15 protein-coding genes, 1 tRNA gene and 2 pseudogenes are annotated in these 20,174 nt (G+C 36.1%); 5 read left to right on the top strand and 13 right to left on the bottom strand.

Annotation, left to right across the window (positions count from 1 at the left end; all coding sequences use genetic code 11):
* Positions 1–583: 583 nt before the first annotated feature.
* From FJR38_RS01160 to FJR38_RS01140, 5 genes and pseudogenes are all read right to left on the bottom strand, one after another.
* Positions 584–916 carry a hypothetical protein gene (locus tag FJR38_RS01160; RefSeq protein ID WP_168493398.1) on the bottom strand — a complete coding sequence of 111 codons (333 nt, stop codon included), beginning with the start codon at positions 914–916 and terminating at the stop codon, positions 584–586.
* Positions 917–967: 51 nt separating this feature from the next.
* On the bottom strand, positions 968–3,136 hold the full coding sequence (locus FJR38_RS01155) for a peptidase domain-containing ABC transporter (protein WP_168534950.1): 2,169 nt from the start codon (positions 3,134–3,136) through the stop codon (positions 968–970).
* A gap of 64 nt (positions 3,137–3,200) precedes the next feature.
* A pseudogene (locus FJR38_RS01150) lies at positions 3,201–4,710 on the bottom strand (HlyD family efflux transporter periplasmic adaptor subunit).
* Between the two features lie 829 nt (positions 4,711–5,539).
* Positions 5,540–5,905 (bottom strand): CTB family bacteriocin, encoded by a 366-nt coding sequence (locus FJR38_RS01145; protein ID WP_217359962.1) that lies wholly within the window; start codon positions 5,903–5,905, stop codon positions 5,540–5,542.
* Between the two features lie 290 nt (positions 5,906–6,195).
* Entirely contained in the window at positions 6,196–6,903 is a 708-nt protein-coding gene (locus FJR38_RS01140) for a diacylglycerol/polyprenol kinase family protein (protein ID WP_168534948.1), read from the bottom strand.
* A gap of 52 nt (positions 6,904–6,955) precedes the next feature.
* Between FJR38_RS01140 and yidD the strand changes: the two genes are divergently transcribed.
* From yidD to FJR38_RS01125, 3 genes are all read left to right on the top strand, one after another.
* Positions 6,956–7,201 (top strand): membrane protein insertion efficiency factor YidD, encoded by a 246-nt coding sequence (yidD, locus tag FJR38_RS01135; protein ID WP_168493404.1) that lies wholly within the window; start codon positions 6,956–6,958, stop codon positions 7,199–7,201.
* 280 nt (positions 7,202–7,481) lie between these two features.
* A complete protein-coding gene (locus FJR38_RS01130; protein ID WP_168493405.1) occupies positions 7,482–8,012 on the top strand; it encodes a TIGR02281 family clan AA aspartic protease in 531 nt (176 codons plus the stop codon).
* A gap of 23 nt (positions 8,013–8,035) precedes the next feature.
* On the top strand, positions 8,036–8,752 hold the full coding sequence (locus FJR38_RS01125) for a M15 family metallopeptidase (protein WP_168534946.1): 717 nt from the start codon (positions 8,036–8,038) through the stop codon (positions 8,750–8,752).
* Here FJR38_RS01125 and FJR38_RS01120 read toward each other — a convergent pair.
* On the bottom strand, positions 8,713–9,294 hold the full coding sequence (locus FJR38_RS01120; protein WP_168534944.1) for a Uma2 family endonuclease: 582 nt from the start codon (positions 9,292–9,294) through the stop codon (positions 8,713–8,715). The two genes, FJR38_RS01125 and FJR38_RS01120, sit on opposite strands and share 40 nt — an antisense overlap.
* Positions 9,295–9,388: 94 nt before the next feature.
* Between FJR38_RS01120 and FJR38_RS01115 the strand changes: the two genes are divergently transcribed.
* A tRNA-Ser gene (locus FJR38_RS01115) sits at positions 9,389–9,473 on the top strand.
* A gap of 22 nt (positions 9,474–9,495) precedes the next feature.
* On the opposite strand, the gene FJR38_RS01110 is transcribed toward FJR38_RS01115, so the two are convergent.
* Complete coding sequence (locus FJR38_RS01110; protein ID WP_168534942.1) at positions 9,496–11,115, bottom strand: serine/threonine-protein kinase; 1,620 nt, start codon at positions 11,113–11,115, stop codon at positions 9,496–9,498.
* Positions 11,116–11,802: 687 nt separating this feature from the next.
* Here FJR38_RS01110 and FJR38_RS28950 point away from each other — a divergent pair.
* Positions 11,803–11,931 (top strand): hypothetical protein, encoded by a 129-nt coding sequence (locus FJR38_RS28950; RefSeq protein ID WP_256366790.1) that lies wholly within the window; start codon positions 11,803–11,805, stop codon positions 11,929–11,931.
* Positions 11,932–12,179: 248 nt separating this feature from the next.
* On the opposite strand, the gene FJR38_RS01105 is transcribed toward FJR38_RS28950, so the two are convergent.
* From FJR38_RS01105 to FJR38_RS01080, 6 genes and pseudogenes are all read right to left on the bottom strand, one after another.
* A complete protein-coding gene (locus FJR38_RS01105) occupies positions 12,180–13,436 on the bottom strand; it encodes a glycosyltransferase (RefSeq protein WP_168535579.1) in 1,257 nt (418 codons plus the stop codon).
* Positions 13,437–13,525: 89 nt separating this feature from the next.
* A pseudogene (locus FJR38_RS01100) lies at positions 13,526–14,786 on the bottom strand (glycosyltransferase family 2 protein).
* Between the two features lie 211 nt (positions 14,787–14,997).
* Positions 14,998–15,456 (bottom strand): DUF2141 domain-containing protein, encoded by a 459-nt coding sequence (locus tag FJR38_RS01095; protein WP_168493415.1) that lies wholly within the window; start codon positions 15,454–15,456, stop codon positions 14,998–15,000.
* Between the two features lie 35 nt (positions 15,457–15,491).
* Positions 15,492–16,496, bottom strand: coding sequence for an NAD(P)-dependent oxidoreductase (locus tag FJR38_RS01090; protein WP_168534940.1), 1,005 nt, complete (start codon positions 16,494–16,496; stop codon positions 15,492–15,494).
* 240 nt (positions 16,497–16,736) lie between these two features.
* On the bottom strand, positions 16,737–17,915 hold the full coding sequence (gene devC / locus FJR38_RS01085) for an ABC transporter permease DevC (protein WP_168493419.1): 1,179 nt from the start codon (positions 17,913–17,915) through the stop codon (positions 16,737–16,739).
* Between the two features lie 58 nt (positions 17,916–17,973).
* On the bottom strand, positions 17,974–19,185 hold the full coding sequence (locus FJR38_RS01080) for an ABC exporter membrane fusion protein (RefSeq protein WP_168493422.1): 1,212 nt from the start codon (positions 19,183–19,185) through the stop codon (positions 17,974–17,976).
* Between the last annotated feature and the right edge of the window lie 989 nt (positions 19,186–20,174).

The raw sequence follows: 20,174 nt of genomic DNA, 5'->3' as shown, positions 1-20,174 counted from the left end.
TTTGACATTCATCATCATCATCATCATCAGAGGAAGAAGAACCGTTAAATCTACCCCCATTAAATTTACCGTTTTCTTCTTCATGAGAAGGACTATAGCGCCCTCCAGTTAATATCTCTTGTTCATCTGTTGATAAGTCAACAATTAAATCCGATTGCATGACTTGATGTGACATGATCATTAACCTCATTATTGATTTATAAAGGTGAAAAACACCTTTAACTTTATTTATAAATATAAAGTCTAAATATTTAATTCACCTAAAGACATAATATCTTATGCCAAAAAATCAACCTGATTTACTACTCCATGAATATCCTCATATTTTCTACCATGCTCAATAATTCTCAATTGGGCATTAACTACAACCTAAAACAACGGTTCTAGCGACCAAAATACATAGAAATGGTGAAAATATGATAAGTAGGTAGATGCTAATCAACCCAACTATGTAACGAACTGTAAATTACCCAAAACTCTTGGGATTGCTGCGTTCCACTCCGTTCCACTCGCAATGACATAGTTATAAGTTTTCCCACCTACCTACTTACTTTACATCGAGAGGGAGTTAAAAAACAACTAACTAAGAGAATAAATATTTAAATAAAAGCATTAAATTATTATTCTGTTTGTTAGTATCAATATTATTTAATTGTCCCATTCCCAAGTTCATAGGAATAATCATGGTGATTTGGGAAAGTTTATATTTAGTATTTTCTGAACTAGAATCACCTGCTGCAAGATTTAAATTATTGTTACCTTCGGTTTCGATATCAGTTTTCTGGAAAAATAAATTTCCCTCATCTAATCCTTCCCCGAACATAGAGGATATTTGTCCACCAACGAGAGATTCTTGTTCTGCTTCAGACAGAGATATGAATAATTGAGGTTGATTGAGTTGAGTATTGTAAAACATATTGTTATGGGTTGAAATAATCAGTAAATAAAGAACTTAATAACTATTGATTTATACAGTTAAAAACTGTAGATGTTCTCCCGGTTTTGATAAAAATGTATCAGGAGTTCCTTGAATTTGTACTTGACCTTTTTCTATCAATACAATCCAATTAGCGCGATGGATAACACTCGGACGATGGGTAATTAAAATTGTGGTTTTTCCTGCACGATATTCCAAAAGACGATCTAGAACATGAGCCTCACTCATAGGATCTAGTCCGGCTGTAGCTTCATCTAAAATGAGTATAGGTGGATTTGTGAGAATTCCGCGAGCGATCGCTAATCTTTGTCTTTGTCCACCAGAAAGATTTGCTCCAAATTCTCCTAATATAGTTTGATATTTATTAGGTAATTGACTAATAAAGCCATCTGCATCAGCAATATCACAAGCTCGAACAACTTCTTCAAAAGAAATAGAAGGTGTTCCTAATTGGAAGTTTTCTAAAATTGAACGACTCCAAAAATGAGGTTCTTGGGGAACATAAACTACTTGTTGTCGTAAACAATCTAAAGCGATATCTTGCATATTAAAAAAACCGATGCGAATATTACCAGAATCTGGTTGATATAACCCACCTAATAATTTAGCTAACGTGCTTTTACCACAGCCTGATTTACCAATTAAAGCAATTACTTTTCCACCAGGAAGCTGAAGAGAAAAATCATCTAATAAATCAACCCTTCCGGGGTGATGAAACTTGAGATGGGAAAAACTAATATCTGCATGACTAGAAATTTGGGCGATGGGTTTTTGACTACCTCCTACTACTTCTGGTGTCGCATCAATAACTTCTAATAATCGAGAAACTGCGGTTTGAGAGCGAAAATATTCATCGACAAAGCCAACTAATGAGCTAATTAAAACTAAAACATTAATTTGTAAAGCATTAAAAGCTAACATTTGTCCAATACTTAAATTACCTCGAATGACTAAAATACTTCCAAATCCTAGTAAGACTACACCACCAACTGTAGATAAAAGTTTAGCCACAGTCCCGTTAATAATTGCTAATTGAATTGTACTAAAAGTCAGATTCGCTAGACGACCAAAACGACTTTGAAATTCATCCCAAAATTGAGGAGCAGCATTTGTAGTTTTGATGACCTGTGCGCCTTTAAATGTTTCTACTAAAACCCCTTGATTTTCTGCTCCTAACACTAAAAGACTGCGAGTTTTTTGTTGGAGAATGGGTAAGAAAGGCAAAGTAGATAAAGTCATTAAAGCAGCAATTAATAGAACTGCTATCGTTAATTGCCAGCTATAAAATAACATTAAGCCTAAAGAGATAACAGCAATAAAAAACTGGCTGGGTAACACAATCACAATTTGTGATACTAATTGATTAATTTCACTAATATCTCTCAATCGGCTAGTGATTTCCCCACTCCGTCGGGATTCATAATAATTTAGTGGTAATTGGAGAAGTTTTCGCCCAAATTCTAGAACTAAACCTAATTGTAATCTTTGTCCAAAATGAGAAATCATTAAAGATTGAAATACTTGTAAACCTCCACTAAATAAACTCATGACGACAACGGCAGAAACCACAACTGTCAGTAACTGTACATCACCCCGAACAAGAACATCATCTGTTAATAATTGAATCAAAACAGGAGTTCCCAAAGCTAGTAAGCCAAGAACAATATTGATCATTAAAACCTGAGTTAGTAAGCCACGATAGGGTAGAATGCGGCGAAAAAAGCGCATTATTCCACCTTTCGATTCTTCTTGAGGTTGATCAAAAAATCGCTCTGGATCTGGCTCTAATAAGAGCATTACTCCATTCCAAGCAGTAGTTAGTTCTTGTTTGGATAGATAACGAATTCCGACAGCAGGATCGGCAATCACGTATTTTCTGCCTTTTTTACCATATAAAACGACCCAATGATAGCCTTGCCAATGAATAATTGCCGGTAATGTAATTTCTGTGATTCTGTCTATAATTTCTGGGGAAGCTTTGACAGCTCTAGCATTAAAACCAAGATTTTCCGAGCCTCGTTTTAACCCTAATAAAGTTGTTCCTAGTTGTCCAGTTCCTACTGCATCACGGCTTTTATTCATACTTAAAAAGCGCCCGTAATGCTTGGTAATCGAAACGAGACAAGCTGCCCCACAGTCTTCTTCACTTAACTGTAAAGTACACTTATAATTTTGAGGACGTTTGAAGATATTGGACATAAATATTAAAGATTTACCATGAATAAAACTGGTGAGAATATTGGATTGTGCTGTTGCTTAATTCCTATAAATCCGTGATTAATCTGCCTTTTCTCAGCATAAATCTCATGACAGTTTCGCTCCGGGAAATAATATCAGCGCGTCCTTCCATACCAGATTTAAGATGACACAAGCGATCGCCTTTCCCTAGATATATATTGTCTGGTTCAATATTTACTTCGTAAGTAGATGCTTGGGGTGTACTTGTAACTAAACTGTTTTGTATTGTGGCTACAGCATCTGGTGCAACTGTTTTCACAGTTCCATTGAGAGTTCCATACTCTGGATAGGGACAAGCGGAAACTTGCATTTTAACGGCTTGATTGACTTCAACTTTGTCAATATCTTTGGCAGAAACATGAGCTTTGATCACCAAAGGAGCATCAATAGGAGCAATTTGAGCGATCGCTTCACTGAGTTGCACTACCTGTTCAGAGTTGCGGAGTTTAAGTTGCAATAGTGTCCCCGTGCTGGGAGAACGAATTACACTTTTATTCAAGTCATTTTCTAGTTGTTGTAATTCTTGACGAGTGCGAATTTGTTGTTTTTGTAGTTCTAATCTTTGCTGAAATAATATTTCTCCTTCTTTTTGTAAAGCAGCTAAAGTAGCTTTACCTCTGGACTGTTCTTGTTTAATTCTTTCCGATGCTACTGTGACATTTGCATTACTAGGATTAATCGCAATTTTTGCTTTCTGTAGGCTTATTTTAGCTAATTTTACAGCTTGTTCTTTTTCTTCTTGGAGATTTTTAGAACTAGATTTAGCTTGTTCTAATTTGGCTTCAGCCGATTTTACAGCTTGTTCTTTTTCTTCTACTAAATTCCGAGATATTGCTCCTGATTTCACTATTTCTTGCAAGCGATCGCGCTGTAATTTAGCCAAATTTAAGCTTGATTCTGCCTCTTGTATAATGACTGCCAAAACCCTCTCTGTTTGTAATCTTTTGAGTTGTTCCCGCGCTAATTTCAAAGCTACTTCCGCTTGTCTCATTTCCGCATTAGCTTGAATGCTCTGATCTTTATAGTTGCGTTCACTACCAATTAACTCAGCTTGTGCAGCTATAATACTGCGTTCATTTAAATTAGTTTGAGCAAGTATTTGAGCATTAACTTGATTGATTTGAGCATCAATTTGTCTAATTTGTAATTGATTTTGCTCAATAGTATTTTGCAGTTGTTTTTTCTGAGATTGTAATTGGGAATCATCAAGATAAGCAATTATTTCTCCCTTATTGACAAACTGATTTTCCTTCACTGCAATCTTTCTCACCGTTCCCGTCATTGCAGATTCAACTAACCGTAATTCTCCCAATGGTCGAATAGTTGCAGGAACTTTAACTGTGACATTGTAATTGAGGACAGATGTGAGACTGACAGCAATTACAAAGATACTAATCATCACCCCCCCCACCAATATTGAGCCATTTACCAATATGGGGAAGAAACTCATTAGCTTGTAGTATGGGCAGATCCTCTGGAATCGTCTCATTTAAACGATTCCAAGAATTGTTGTCTTCACGCTGTAACGAGTTCACGGCATTGCACCTTATATTAGGACTAAAATATGCTGTTCTGAGATCTAAGCGACAAATATTATGGAATAAAAAAGTAACTATCCCAGGTAGTAAGTTATCAGAAATAAAAACCAGGAAATACCTGTATTCAGATTATTCACATTGTGGAAACTACTTTGATAATGGTTTATAATTAAAGAAGGGGTAGAGAAAGTTTTGCCAAGAAAATGTAAATTAACTTTCTCAAATCTTTAACGCATAAAAAGCGTTAAGAAAATAGAGGAGAACGCTCAAACTCTCTCAAAGGCCTCACTTACGTTGAGCGAGTTATTATCATCTCCTCTAACCCCTTTTTTATATTTCAAAACAGTTAGCCCAAAATTTACAGCTATTTTCAGGGAAATGAACCACATCTTGATTAAAATTTGGTAGCAAGGAGGAAAGAAGGCAAGAGATTAATTTTCAGTGTGGTCTAAATACATGAAAATTGCTGTCATCAAAACTTTGAGCCACAAGGTTATCTTGTCTACGAGATGATGATTTGAATAGACATGATTTTCAGATTGGTTTTCATTTGCATAAATAAAGATTCCAGAGACTGATTCAATCATGCAATCATCCCATAGGCATCCAGTTAGATGAATCGGGTTTTGCATTTATTGAACATAGCAGGAAAACTCTGGAATCTACTTTTTGCCTAATTACACTAGTCAGCGCGGCAAAAATAACTAACCATTAAAAATTAATAAACAGCTTGGGAAATCTGCTTTTTTAATTTCTAATTTCGCCCTGCGGTACTAGTTTAATCCTGCATTGAAATAGGGCAACTTCTAGCCTGAGAAGCCTATATCTAGATCACTAGTCCAGACTGAGTGGCATCTCCTTGATCTATACCTATAGTAGGTAAACCTGCGGGTGTAACGACTCCTCCCGTTCCTTCGCTTGGTAACACTGCTGGTCCTAAAGATCCGATACCAAGAGGAATATCTCCACCCAAACCTAAGAAGTCTTGTGCCGCAGTTACTATGGTATTAGCACGACCGGCGGAGGTTGCAGTGCTACCTTGTGGACCAGAGGTACTTGTTCCTAATAAAGCTGATCCTCTATTACCGTAATTACTAGCAGCTAGTTCAAAGTCAGCCCCACCAGTTACTATCTCTTGTTGTTCATCAGATAATGCAATCAACAAACTGGAAGTATTCATTTGATTTGACATAATTATTAGCCTCACTTACGTAAATAGGTGTTTGACCACCTAATAATTCAACTATAAGCATTGTTGCTTAGGAATTCATAAACCTACAGGTAGAAAGTAAAGTTTACAAATTTACCTCTATAAGTAGAGACAAAATAGTTTATGCTTACTAAAATAGGAGTATTATAAAAATAATTTTATTCTAGAAAATCTGTCTAATATTTATTTTTATAGAGAAGTCGGATTATATTGATTGATAAAAATTCTCCACTCCCTAAAAAATATAGACATCTCTAATTTTCCAAGCATATTCAGTAACTAGAAAGTAGCTGCGTTAACATATAAGCACAGATAGCACTACCGATAGGAACTGTCAAATTATCTACACCTAAAAAAGAAAATGCTTCTAAAATCGTAGCTATTAAGGCGATAATTAACGAGATTATCCAAGTTTGCCAAATATTTCCTTGGGTAAGGAGTAAAATAGTTACACAAATCAAATAACTAACTAAAGTGACGGTGAAAGAACCTTCCCAGCTTTTTTGAGAACCAAAAATTATATATTTATGTTTGCCAAAGCGTTTACCAATTAAAGCCGCTAATCCATCACCCCAAGCCATAATCATAATTCCTAAAACAGCATATTGTGGTTGCTGTAAATGCCAAAAACCAGCAACTAAAACACCAATACTCACAGCATAGAAAAATGTTCCCAAACTGTGACGACCAACGCTATTAATCCCCGGAAGAATGGGGAATTTATAAGATAATAAAGTGACAATACTGGCGAAAATCGAAGCTGTAATTCCCACAAATGGGGGAATATCTAACCACCAAGCGATAACAATAACGTTACCTGTGCCAATATGCACGATTTTACGGATAATTTCTGGTTCGCTATTAGGAAAACGACTAACCACCCACGCAACGCAAATAATAAATCCTACCCAAGCCGCCGCGGGGGCAATTTGCAGCGACAATGGGTAAAGGGTTTCTAAATTGAGAAATATATTAGACAATGATCCAACAGAGGTATTTTCAAGGTTTGATACTACTTTATTAGATTTGAGTATGAAAATATTATTGATTTGGCTAATTAAAGGTTATCGCTTATTCATTTCTCCCCTATTTTCCCCCACTTGTCGCTTTCAACCAACCTGTTCTATGTATGCTATTCAAGCTATTGAACGGTTTGGGGTGTTTCGTGGTAGCTGGATGGGTATAATGAGGATTTTACGCTGTCATCCTTTTCATCCAGGTGGTTATGATCCTGTTCCAGATGTAGAAAAAAAGTCTTGTTGTGAACATGAACACTGAACACAGATTAAAGAGATTAAAGGATTGCACAGATATTTTGTAGCGGTGCAGTTTTCTTGACTAGAAGAAGTTTGATTTTGATACAAATTTATCTGCGGTTAATTCCCTCTTCGGTGTACCTCACTTTAACTTATATCTTGCAGCAGTCCCAAACAGCGGAGATGAAGCATTAGCCGCAACGAGAGAATCTATTTATTAATGAAAAGTGAGTAATGTTAACTATAAAAATCGTATCTTAGTTGTATAATAATTTATAGCCATTGAGAATAAATTCAAGATAATGCAACCTTTTAAAAATAGCTGGATTGCAGTTACGTTGGGGTTAATTGTTGTCACCATACCATCGGTAGCAAAAGCTAATGATCCTGGACTTTGTTTCATGGTGACATCTTCCGGTAAAAAGATCAATTTAGGTCAACTGTGCCAAGTCACACAACCAACTGAAACTGTTTTGCGAATACCAATTAAACGCCGTCAGGCTAAAACCCCAATCATAGATGTTAACTTTAATGGTAATCAATTTTTTGAGATGGTTTTTGATACTGGTGCAAGTGGTATCTTAATTACTCAAGAAATGGCAAAAGCTTTAAAAATTAAATCAGCAGGAACAATCAAAGTCAGCATTGCTGATGGTAGTATAATAGAATTGCAAACTGGGACAATCCCATCTGTTGGTGTCGGTAGTTTGGTTGTGAATAATCCCAAAGTTGCAGTTGCTCCTAAAGCTCAAATTGGTTTACTAGGTCAGGCTTTTTTTGAGAATTATGATATTAAAATCTTAGATAAATACATAGAATTTCATCAGCGTTGAGAAGTTAAACATTATCAATTAAAATGCGACCATATCACCAAATCCCGATTATTGAATGTGGTGAACCTTTAGTTAAGATTCCTCTGGAATTGTTTGCGGTGGAATCTCCTCACCCGTATGAAAAATTAGGTGCTGATTATGAGGGACATTCACCTTATTATCTGCGCCAAAGTGTGATTGAAAACTTGATTCAGGCGCAAAATTATTTACAATTACTACATCCTGATTGGTATATTCAGATATTCGATGCTTATCGTCCTGTAGCTGTCCAGCAGTTTATGGTAGATTACAGCTTTGGGGAAGCATTGCGAGAAAGGGGTTGGAAAGAAGAGGAATTGTTACCCCAACAACGGGAAGAAGTATGGAAAGCGGTTTATGAAATTTGGGCTGTACCCAGTTTGGATCTGAATACCCCTCCCCCTCATAGTACAGGGGCTGCGGTGGATATTACACTGGTAAATGATCTTGGGGAAGTTGTGGATATGGGTTCACCAATTGATGAAATGTGCGATCGCTCACTTCCCGAATACTATATTAATAGTCATCAACTGTACAATAGCAATCGGCAATTATTACTAGATGTCATGCTAAAAGCCGGATTTCAACGCAATCCTAGAGAATGGTGGCATTTTTCCTTTGGTGATCAAATGTGGGCTTGGTTATATAATCAATCTCATCCTGAAACTATAATGACAGCACGTTATGGCAGGTTAACAGGTTCAAAACTGATATCTTCATAGACATCTGCAACCGCAAGCTGAAAATCTACACTGGTTAGATGTATATTTTCTCCTTGTCCATAACTATAAAACACCCATTGACCTTCTGCATTACGGCGGAAAACTTCTACATTTGTCCGATTTTGACTGACTAACACATATTCTTGCAGTGATTCTAATTGTCGATAATCTGCAAATTTATCACCTCTATCAAACGCTTCTGTCGTAGGAGATAAAACTTCGATAATTAAACAGGGATAACGCAAAAAGTTATTAAAGGCCTTATCCCTCTTATCACAACTAACTATCACATCAGGATAGTAATAGGTATCAATTAATTCAATATGTGCCTTAGTATCAGCAACGTAAGCTTGACATCCACTACCACGCAGATGATTTCTCAGCATAGCAAAGACATTGCCAGTAATAATAACATGAGTATTACTTGCTCCTGCCATTGCATAAACCTGTCCCTGTCTGTATTCATGTTTGATAGGGCTGGTTTCTTCCCCTTCGAGATATTCTGTAGGGGAAATATAGTCGTAACTGGGAGTTGCAATCATGAGTATGACCTAATGTAATTTATTGGATAAATATCTACAGTTGTGCTATAATTATAGATGCTACTTGTGAATTAAAAAATTCATAATCTGTTTTGGAGAGGTGTCCGAGTGGTTGATGGTGACGCACTCGAAATGCGTTTTGGGGAAACCCAACGGGGGTTCAAATCCCCCCCTCTCCGTTAAATTCAATCAAAACCTCAATTATTCTGGCGGCTTTTCTTCCTTTTGCTGCTTAACTTCTGGTGCTGGATTTTGATTTGTTTCTATGGTGGGAACTACCACAGAAGAAGAATTCACTGGCTGAGATTCCTTGGCTGGAATAACTACAGGATTAGATTCTTGGGAAGGTGGAGGTAACACCTGATTTTGATTAGAATCTGGTACAGTTTTTTCTGGGGGAGGGGAAGCCTTCTGAGATTCTTTAGCATCACGCAAGGTATCCATTAAAGATGGTGAAGGAGTAACAATCGGTGTTGATTTCTTGACTGTGGGATTACGAGGTAAAGTAGGTTGAGAATTATTTTTAGGTGCTTGTTCTTCAGAACTACCATTACTAGTAGGAGTTGGTTCGGGAGAAACAGGAGTATTTTTCCGGATTCTTCTCAAACTAGGGACTGGTGCAGATTCGTTCAAAGAGGATTTTTGAATCTTTGGAGTTGCAGATGATGGTGATATTTCCACAACAGGTTTAGGCGGATTAGATTCGTAAATAGGTTGTTCAACAACTGGTGTCGGTAATGATTGTAAATTAGATTTTGATAATATCCGCGTCATACTAAATCCGCCCGTAGCTGCAACCAAGGCGATACTAATACTAATAGCTGCCTTCGATACACCTGCTTTTTTTCCTATGTCGGCGGCTTTCTCTCTTCGTGAAGGTGTAGAAATGGGGTGAAGAAAAGCTTTTTTATGTAAATCTTCTGCTTTTAAATCTGATAAATTAATAGTAGGTACAGCTTGAGTCTGTATAACTGGTGATGTAACCTTGAGCGCATTTGCCGGTAGTAGTTGCAACCATTCGGCTACTGTCGTGGGACGAAACTGCTGTTCTACAGCCATTCCTTTCATAACTGCTTGATTAACAGCTTCACTGAGATGGGGTTGTAGTTCACGGGGAGAAGGCATTTGTTCCCGATTCCTCCGCAGCGCCTCGCTATCGCGCAATAATGCTGGTATAGGAACTTGTGCCGTTAGCAGTGCATATAACGTTGCTGCTAAACCATAAACATCTGTAGCTGTGCTTCGTGCAGCTTGAGTTAAATACTGTTCAATAGGTGCATAACCCTCGCTGACTAAACCTGTGTGTGTCTGTTTTGCTCCGTTATTAAATTCTCTAGCAATGCCAAAATCAATTAGCACTACTTCCTGAGTTCCTTGACGCAAAATAATATTATCTGGTTTTATATCTCGGTGCAGCAAACCATTATGATGTACCACCTGCAAAGCCGCGCCTATTTGACGAATATAATGAATAGCCGTAGCTTCAGGTAGAGGTATTCCTGGTAAGACAAATGCAGCGCCTAAAGTGTCTCCAGGAACGTATTCCATCACCATATAAGGTAGATTATCCTCCTCGAAAAAGTCGCTTACTCGGACAATATGAGGATGAACACAAGCGGCTAATCTTTTGGCTTCATCTTGAAATTGGCGCTGGAACTTAGGAAAATCGGGATGTTGCCGCAACCTCTCATTAATAGTTTTCATCACTACTTCTTGTCCTAAATAGTGATGTATGGCTTTAAAGGTAACACCAAATCCGCCCCGCCCTATTTCCTGGAGGATGGTATATTTTCCATTCTGCAAAATTGTGCCTGCTAACATAGGGTTTTTTGAGTCTTAGAATGAGCAGATAATTGACTTGGTTGTAACACTCTTACCTATTATGACAACGGTTTTTGATTCTGAATAAATATTAATTGTGAAATATCACCTATAAAGTTACAGCAGATTGCAGATACATGATGTACATGATTTAAGAACAAAGCCATATACCAAGAGACATTCAAACCAGTTGAGAGTTCCCTATTCCCTGTTCTCTGCTGTAATTAGTCATCATCATAATTGATCAGGGAAAAATTCTCGCATCAGTCTGAAAACAAATATTGATGTCAAGATCAATAGTATCTTCTAATACTATTGACATGGAAATAAAGAGGAATATTACTGAATATTCTGTTCACAAATCACAAATACAAGGTGATACAAATCACATAATTTCAGTATTTTCATCACTGTACAATTCCTAGAAATCACTGAATATCAATCTTGTAAGTTTATTTTTATAAAACTTATATAAATCCTGTATAAAGTTGCACCACATAAATACTATAGAGCCAAAAATCCCTACATAAGAGACTTTTTGAGTAAGCCTTATTTATACAACTTGATATGAACATCCAAACCATCACCCACAACGAAAATTCTCACCAGGAGCTTTCAACTCCTACACTTTATTTTGTTACGTACCGTCAAAAATTTGGCAGTTGTTTTATTTATAGAAATGAAATAATGATAGGTATTTCTTTAAATGCAGTCCGTAAACTAGCTGAATTATTACTACAACCCAATGAAATAATTAGCCATATTAAAGATATTTATCCATTACTACCAGCAGGTTTCAATTTAATAGACTTCTGATCAATAATTGAAAATATAAAAACCTCAGAAGTGATAACTTCTGAGGCATAAAGAGTTTTAGGAACGATTGAGGACAATAGCCATCTTGCGATTAATTGGAGTAGGCAATTTTAAAATTAATAACAAGATAGCCAAATTTGTCAGTGTCTCAAATTAAGAACCTAAAAGCCCACAGGTCAACTACTAAAATAGTGTAGCAGGAACATTTCTATCTCAGTAGCCAAATTGGCGTTTTTTTTGGATCTGATTTAGACATCTACCTTTTGAGAGATATTCACTAATTCGTAAAGCTTATCTTCAAACTTTTGCGTACAAGCTGACCAATCAAATTCCAGAATAGAAGGACGAGCTTGCTCAGTAATTTTGGCTTTGAGTTCAGGATTTTTAAGAATTGTAATCACATTTTCAGCAAAATCTTGAGGGTTATTCGGTTTAGATAAAAAGCCATTCACACCAGAAGATACTTGTTCAGTTGTGGAAGGTGCAAAAGCCGCTACTACAGGAGTTCCAGAAGCAAGAGCTTCGTTAGTTGTGGTACAGAAGTTTTCTGTAACTGAAGGGTTAACAAATATATCTGCTCTCGCAAACCAACCTAATAGTTCTTTACCATGAGATTCACCCCAAATAGTCACACCATGAGGGAACTTCTCAGCACGACGGCGAATTTCTGCATCTAAAGGACCACTACCAACAATTACTAAGTGAACATCAGGAATTTGAGCAGCAATTAGGGGATAGATATCTAAAAGTTGGGTAACATTTTTTTCGGCGGTAATGCGTCCTACAAAGAGAATAGTTGGCCGTTTATCATCCGGAATTGGATCATAACAAATATTGCGGGGATGAAATTTCTCGCAATCAATTCCTTGATAGGGTACATATTCGCAGCGTTGACATTGTAACTTTTTGTATTTCGCTAATTGTTCACGTGATGGAAATAAATTTACATCATAGGTTTCGCTAAATTGTTTAATAACAAATGGCAATATAGGACTGATTAAATTGAAGAAAATATCTCCCAGATAATATCGGATATAGGCGATAATATCAGTATGGAAAACTGATATAATTGGTGTTTTTGTTTGCTTTGCATATTCAGATCCAACAGAACGCCCATAACCTTGTAAGAAAAAAGCATACAAACCTTTCATTTGTGCTGCTTCTTCGACAATAATTACATCAGGCTGGAATTCCTTCAGTAATTTAGTATCATTCCAATGACGATGGTTTAAGGGTTGGGGTAAAGATTTATATAAAATTAGTGGTTCTGTAGGAAATGCAAAAGCAGAAAAATTAGGAAAAGGTTGTAGTTCACTAAGTCCCGACATGGGACGATTACCAACTTGTGGAGGATATTGATTATTAATTTCTGGGTGAACTAAAAAAACTTCATGTCCTTGTTTTAATAACCAGTGAACTCGCTGATGAACTGCAACAGAAACTCCTGTCAAAAATGGAGCATACAATCCAGTAAATAAGGCAATACGGAGAGGTTTATTTTTCATGGTGATATTGTTGACGCTATGGGTTTTAATAATTTTTTGCATGGGAACTGGGATGTTTTTGCGGCTGAATCTAAAATTTTCCCATTCCATTAAAGAGAAGCTTTTGGATCAATTGGTTGATCTAACCATTGATAAGGACGATATTCTACTAGACGGATATTTTCACGCCCTTGAACTCGATAAGTAAGTCCACGCCATGTAATGGTTGATGTCCATAAAGAAGATAGCATTACTAACCCATAAACCCACTGTGTTAAAGGGATAGCAATTAACATTTTGATAATTGTAAAAGGTGATAGTTTTGGGAGTTGTTCACCTTGATGAGAAAGGACTTTATGTACTCCTAATTCCATCAATAACATCAACAATAGTAAGCCCATTGTGTAGGAAACATAGGAAGCCAATAATAAAGCAGCAGCATACCATTGAGCCTGAAATAATAGCTGAAAAATGACGATGATCACTACATTGGGAATGAGGATGCTAGAAAATGCTTCACTAACTATAGCTAACCATTGGGGATGATAAAGTCTAGAACCAAGAATTAAGCGTTTGAGAGATTCTAGTAAATTTTGTAAATTACTTTCTTCCCGATTTAGCATTAATAAAGAAGGAACAAACTTAATCTGTAACTTATGTTGTTTGAGGAGTTTATGGAGGAGCATATCATCTGTTAAAACTTCTCCCCATTTATCCAAAAGTTCTATGCGGTTTAATACTTCTGTTTTGATAGCTAAAGTTCCACCCCAGGGAATTTGGAATAGAAACATTTGCACTACAGTAGAAACATTACCGGAGTAGCGAACTAATGAACCCCAATAATTACCTGTGGGAAGATACCAACGATTTCCTGTTGTGAGTCCAACTTTAGCATCCATGAGAGGAGTAACTAATTCTCGCAACCAATGAGGATGAACTATGGTATCAGCATCAATAAAAGCTATGACTTGATAAGCATTATCCAAATCGGAGACAGCTTGTAATAAAGCACTGCATTTGAGACTACAATTATGACGAACTGCTCTTAATGTGCTAATTTGGACGTTAGTTGCACCCAGTTCATTAATTGTTTCTGTGACAATTTTAAAAGCTGGATCTTCCTTACTATCAATAATCAGCTTTAAATCATATTGGGGGGTAGTTTTGTTTTAAAAGCGATCGCACACAATTAGGCAAAAATGGATCAGCACCCCGTAAACAAAGAATCACCGCAGTTTTAGGTAACTGTTCATCTGGTAATAACTTTGGTTTATGTGAATGCAAATACCATAGAAATACTAGCGTTAAACACGCCTGAATAATCAACCAACTCAGCAAAGACTGAGATAGAAATATCATTAAATCTGGCATTATCTCTGAATTGCTATAAGTCGGTAAGTAGGTTGGCGTTAAAAATTGTCGTGATGACAAGGGAACACTTCGACAAGCTCAGTGCATCGCAGGGAACAGGGAACAGGAAGAAGAAAGTGGGCGATTTTACTTTTCTTCGCACATTTTGGTTATCTCCTGTCCAACTACTTAATTTGTAATTACTACCCAATTCCTAATCCCCTAACTAAAATTAGGGATCAAGAGAATACTTCATGAAGATATTAATGCTAGTATTCTTGTTCACCTTAAAACTAACATTCTTGAAAGGAGGTGTACCAGTGCTAATGGAAACAGTAGGATTTTTAGAAAGTCCAAAACCCTCTTTAGGAATGCCAAAAAAATCTTTATTGAGTTTGCGATCGCCATTTTGATCATCAACTACAGCTACAGCATAAGTACCAGGTTTTAATCCAGTAAATACTTTCTTCACAGAACTACCTGTAATCTTAGTACAGCCACTTTTAACTTCACTTTTATCACTGTTAGGAAATCCTTTTTCAGAGTTAAAAACTCTCATACAAATTTCTCCAGTTTTGTTACGAATGCCGTTAACAACAACACTTAAAGATGTTGTCTGTTCAGCATTTGCTACATTAGTAAAGCTGAGACTTAATAAAGTAGCCATGAACAAATTTACAACTTTCACCATTAGTAAATACTTCCTTATTGTGAATGTAATTTGATTTATTTCATCAATTTCTGAATGTCAGTTTTTTGCAACCATTCATGAGTTCGACGCATTCCTTCTTGCAAATCAACCTTGGCTTGATAATTTAAAACACTTTCCGCTTTGGCGATAGAATAAGCATAAGGACGACTCATAAAATCAACTGATTCTGGGAGAATATCAGCTTTTTTCCGAAATAGTTTTTGTCCTTGTAATCGCACCCGCAGAAACAATTTCATTTCCTCTTTAGGTAAAGACATTGGTGCTGGTAAACCTTCCAACGAGGCTAAATGAATAAAATACTCCTTCCAGGAAGTTTCTTTACCATCGGTAATATTGAAAATCTCCCCATAAGCTGATTTTCCTATAGCTAAAAAGATGGCATCAATTAAATTATCTACATATAAATGATTCATCACACCTTTACCATCATTAGCATAGGCAAATAATTTCTGTCGCATCATGTGAACTGGGCGCACTATCCAAGGAATACTTCCCGGACCATAAACATCTCCAGCCCGAAGCACTATTACTCCAAAATCCGGGGCATTATTAAGTTTTAAAACCTCGATTTCTGCCTCAATTTTTGTTTGACAATAGGCATTATTCTCGCCAGAAAGTACACCTGATTCTGTAACATTTTCCGGGTAATCAAACCCATATACTAAAGCAGTAGAAAGATGTACAAATGTTTTTACACCAGCTTGTTTAGCAGCCTTGGCAATATTAACAGTACCACCAACATTTATTTCCCGGAAATGTTTAATATCACCAGCTTCTTCGGCAATTTGAGCATTGTGTAAAACTATATCTACTCCCTGACAAGCTTTCGAGCAAATTACAGGATCAGTAATATTACCAACGATAATTTCAATACCTAAATTCTGCGCTGTTTTATCCTTAACTTGGGAACTTTGTAGTCCTCTAACCTTCATTCCTTGAGCGATCGCTAACTCGGCTGCACGCAAACCAACAAATTCATCAATTCCAGTAATTAGCAGAGTTTTGTTTTGGAAGTTCATGTTGCGAAATAAATAAGTATTTTCTGGAAAATGCCAACAATCACACAAGTTGGTAAGATAATTTTAGTGTTGTTGATTACACTAAACTTCTATCTTTGGTTAGTGTTAATTTTCAAGGATATCTTGAAAATTCAGCAGTCTTAATCATAATAGAAATTACGAAATTGTCATTCTAGATGTTGCTTATCTGGTGCATCAAATATCGAAAATCTATTAATTGCATTGGTTTTACCTAAATTGCTAGAAAATATCAGCCGGATCAGCAGAACGCAATTTATTAATAGCTAGAGATCCCGAAGTGATGCAAATTAAAACAGTAGATGTCAAGACAATTAAAGCATTGTTGCTAGTCATAATTATTGGTAATTTAGTTACTTTCATAGCAAAATCATATAAAATTAAGGAAATTATAAAGCCTGGTATATAAGCGAATATTGCTAATACTATGGCTTGCTGAAAAACTACATTTAATAAATATCCATTGGCATAACCAATAGCTTTTAAAGTTGCATAGGCAATAAATTGAGTAGCAATATTGCTATACAAAATCTGGTAAACAATGACCACACCAACAACAGAAGCCATAATTAACATCAAATTGAGGATAAAACCAATTGGTGTTCTTGCTGACCAATATTGTTTTTCAAAATCAATAAAACCCTGACGAGTAAATATCTCTACATCTTCTGGTAAATTTGCTTTTAAGTTGGCTAGAATCTGTTTTGTATCAACGCCTGGTTTGAGTTTAATGACACCAATATCTATCTTGTCAACTGGGCGACTATTAGGATTAATTCTGAGAAAAGTTGAGTCACTCACAATTAAATTACCATCAACACCAAAGGAAGGTCCTAAACTAAATAAACCACCAATTCTTACCCGATAACCCTTAACAGCATCAAAGGGAAAAATTTCAATAGTCTGTGCAGTATTTCCTTGATTAAATAATTCTGCTATTGGACCAAATTCTGGACGGGAATCCCGATCAAATATCATGACATCAGGGATTTTGAGTTTATCTAAATTTTGCTTAACTTCGGGAATATCCAACACTGATTTTGCTGGATCAAAACCAATGACATATATAGAATATTTCTCACCACTGATGGGATTTTTCAATTTTGCAAATTGCATATAAATTGCACTGACTGAATCCACACCATCAAAACCTAGAGTCTGGTATAAACGAGTGCGAGAAAAACTTTGAATTGCTGTCAAAGATTTATATTGAGAACTAACTAAAAATAAATCACCGTGTAATCTTTGATGTACTGCTGTTGCACTAGAATAAAGTGCATCTTGAAAACCAAGTTGAATAAACATGAGCAGGACAATAAAACCAATTCCGGCTACAGCAATAACAAACCTCAGCTTTTGTTGGACAAGCTGTAGCCATGCTAAAGGAATTTTGATATTCATATATTTTTAGGTGTTAGTTGTCAGTGGTCAGTTGTTTAAAATAACTAATAACTAATCACTAAATTTGAATGGCAACATCTACTTGTAAATTAGTTAATCGAGATACTTTTTGACTATCGCTAGGACTATCAATAGATATTTTCACCGCAATTACTTTCCGGTCGGTATCAGAATTGGGATTAACACTAAAGATATTTTGTTTGTCAACTTGCCAACCAATTTCACGCACAGTTCCTTGCAATTTACCAGGAAATGTTGTGCTAGTAATGATAGCTTTTTGACCAATTTTGACTTTTTGAATATCAGTTTGATAGACTTCTGCCAGCACTTGCATTTGTGATGTATTACCAATTTCGGCAAAGCCAGAAGTAGCAATTACTTCTCCATTTCTGGCATGAATTCGCAAAATTGTCCCATCTATAGTAGATGTAATGTAAGTTAAATCATGGTCGGCTTTGGCTTGTTGAATTGCGGTTTCTGCACTTTTAACTTCACTTTTTGCTAACTCCACATCAACAACTCGTACTTCTTTAATGCTGTTAAGTTTGGATTTGCCTTCTTTAAGTTGATCCTGGAGAGTATCTTGAGTCCTTTTGAGAGTAGCCTCAGCCTCTTGGAGTTGCTGTTGTGTCGTTTTTAATGCTAAAGCTTTAGTATCAACAACAGAGGCAGAAACAGCACCATCTTTAAATAATTGCTGATACCGATTGCTCTCTTTCTGGGCATTTTCCACTTCAGCCCGAATGCGATTAATTGATGCTAATTGAACCGCAATTTCGCCTTTTAATTGGGAATTCAACCGAGTAATTGCGGCTTTTTGAGCATTGATATCGCCAATTTTAGCTCCAGCTTGTACCTGTGCAAGTTTAGATTTAGCAACTAACAATTTATCAAATGCTTGCTGAATAGCTGCTTTAGAACGATCATGGTCTTCTAGATAAGCTAATACTTGTCCTTTTTTGACATTATCTCCTTCTTTCACTAACAGGTTTTCTACTCGGACACCATTGATAGAATTAGGAGCAGATAAATAAGTAATTTTGTCTTTTGGTTGTAACCTTCCTAAAGCAGTGATAGCGACTTTAACAGGAGTGGGTTGAGAGGTACTCACTGGAGAAATAGAACGAGATTGAGTATGAGAATTTATCCTCAATTGATAAAAACTGTATAAAGATACTAATCCTGCCGCTAAAGTTAGAGAAGTTGCTAAAATTATCTTCCACTTTAGTCCAGAGAGTTTGAATAATTGGCGTTCTTTGTTTACTGCCATATTTTTATTCCAATGGTGTTATGCCAGAAAATACTCGTAATGGTTATATTAGTTGCAAGAATTCAGCCCTTAGCTGATGTCTAACCGCAGACTATACCAACAGCTATTAGCTCAGAATTTCTTTGTTGTTTTTTTACTCAATACCAGAAATTTTTACTGTGAATGGGTATTGGTTTACCGCTGAATACTTCCAAAAAAAGGGAACAGATAAGAAAAAGAAACTCAGTCAAAAAAAAGATGTTTTTTGAGATGTGTAGCACGAAAAAAACAGTGTCATTATTTCAATCTCATGTTTGAGTTAAACATGAGTCTTTTCTGTTCCCTCTGAATATCCGTAAACTTATCCTTTGTTGCTTTCATAGAAGGATAGGTTTCATTATTTATGTATGAATTGTTGCCAGCCTTTGAGCCGTTATAAATACCCACATTAGTGCTAGAATTAATAGGGCTTTTACTTTTGAGCATCTATGATTAACGCCACGCCATGCTATCAGTTCTATCTTGAATTGGCATTTAATTAAGTAGCCTAAAATACGATACCCCTATAGAGAAATAGAAATCTCAAATCCCCAATCAATGATGATAATAAATTAGGTAGAATTGCTAAACTCACTCTCAATTATCTCAAATAAATCCTATCTTGTCAACTCATTTTGAGTTATTAAACTAAGGTGAGACTTGATTTACTAATCTAGTAGCGCCAAGCGAAATTAAAAATTAATAATTAAAAACTTAAAAAGCAGATAATACAAGCTGCTTGCAAATTTTTAATGGTTGATTGACTGACGCTATTGTGTACTAGTTAATCACTCCTTTATTTTCAATACTTATACTCATAAATCAATTTTAAAATCTGTAATTGCTTTAGCAAAACCACGGACAATCAAGGACAAGTGTCCATATTTCATCACAATTGATATAGATACAGGTTAGTGATCAACATTGAAAAAATTAATGTTTGGTTTATAAATAACTAATTGCCTATAAAA

The organism is Anabaena sp. UHCC 0253 (assembly GCF_009712085.1).
Lineage (GTDB): Bacteria > Cyanobacteriota > Cyanobacteriia > Cyanobacteriales > Nostocaceae > Dolichospermum.
This window is presented reverse-complemented; position numbering and strand designations above follow the sequence as displayed.

Excerpts from the sequence above, each read along its gene's own strand:
- FJR38_RS01145 (WP_217359962.1), bottom strand. The coding sequence starts at position 5,905 with ATGTCAAATCAAATGAATACTTCCAGTTTGTTGATTGCATTATCTGAT.
- FJR38_RS01155 (WP_168534950.1), bottom strand. The coding sequence starts at position 3,136 with ATGTCCAATATCTTCAAACGTCCTCAAAATTATAAGTGTACTTTACAG.
- FJR38_RS01105 (WP_168535579.1), bottom strand. The coding sequence starts at position 13,436 with ATGAAAAATAAACCTCTCCGTATTGCCTTATTTACTGGATTGTATGCT.
- FJR38_RS01120 (WP_168534944.1), bottom strand. The coding sequence starts at position 9,294 with ATGATTGCAACTCCCAGTTACGACTATATTTCCCCTACAGAATATCTC.
- devC (WP_168493419.1), bottom strand. The coding sequence starts at position 17,915 with ATGAATATCAAAATTCCTTTAGCATGGCTACAGCTTGTCCAACAAAAG.
- FJR38_RS01110 (WP_168534942.1), bottom strand. The coding sequence starts at position 11,115 with ATGTTAGCAGGCACAATTTTGCAGAATGGAAAATATACCATCCTCCAG.
- FJR38_RS01080 (WP_168493422.1), bottom strand. The coding sequence starts at position 19,185 with ATGGCAGTAAACAAAGAACGCCAATTATTCAAACTCTCTGGACTAAAG.
- FJR38_RS01160 (WP_168493398.1), bottom strand. The coding sequence starts at position 916 with ATGTTTTACAATACTCAACTCAATCAACCTCAATTATTCATATCTCTG.
- FJR38_RS01090 (WP_168534940.1), bottom strand. The coding sequence starts at position 16,496 with ATGAACTTCCAAAACAAAACTCTGCTAATTACTGGAATTGATGAATTT.
- FJR38_RS01125 (WP_168534946.1), top strand. The coding sequence starts at position 8,036 with ATGCGACCATATCACCAAATCCCGATTATTGAATGTGGTGAACCTTTA.
- yidD (WP_168493404.1), top strand. The coding sequence starts at position 6,956 with ATGAAAATATTATTGATTTGGCTAATTAAAGGTTATCGCTTATTCATT.
- FJR38_RS01130 (WP_168493405.1), top strand. The coding sequence starts at position 7,482 with ATGCAACCTTTTAAAAATAGCTGGATTGCAGTTACGTTGGGGTTAATT.
- FJR38_RS01095 (WP_168493415.1), bottom strand. The coding sequence starts at position 15,456 with ATGGTGAAAGTTGTAAATTTGTTCATGGCTACTTTATTAAGTCTCAGC.
- FJR38_RS28950 (WP_256366790.1), top strand. The coding sequence starts at position 11,803 with ATGATAGGTATTTCTTTAAATGCAGTCCGTAAACTAGCTGAATTATTA.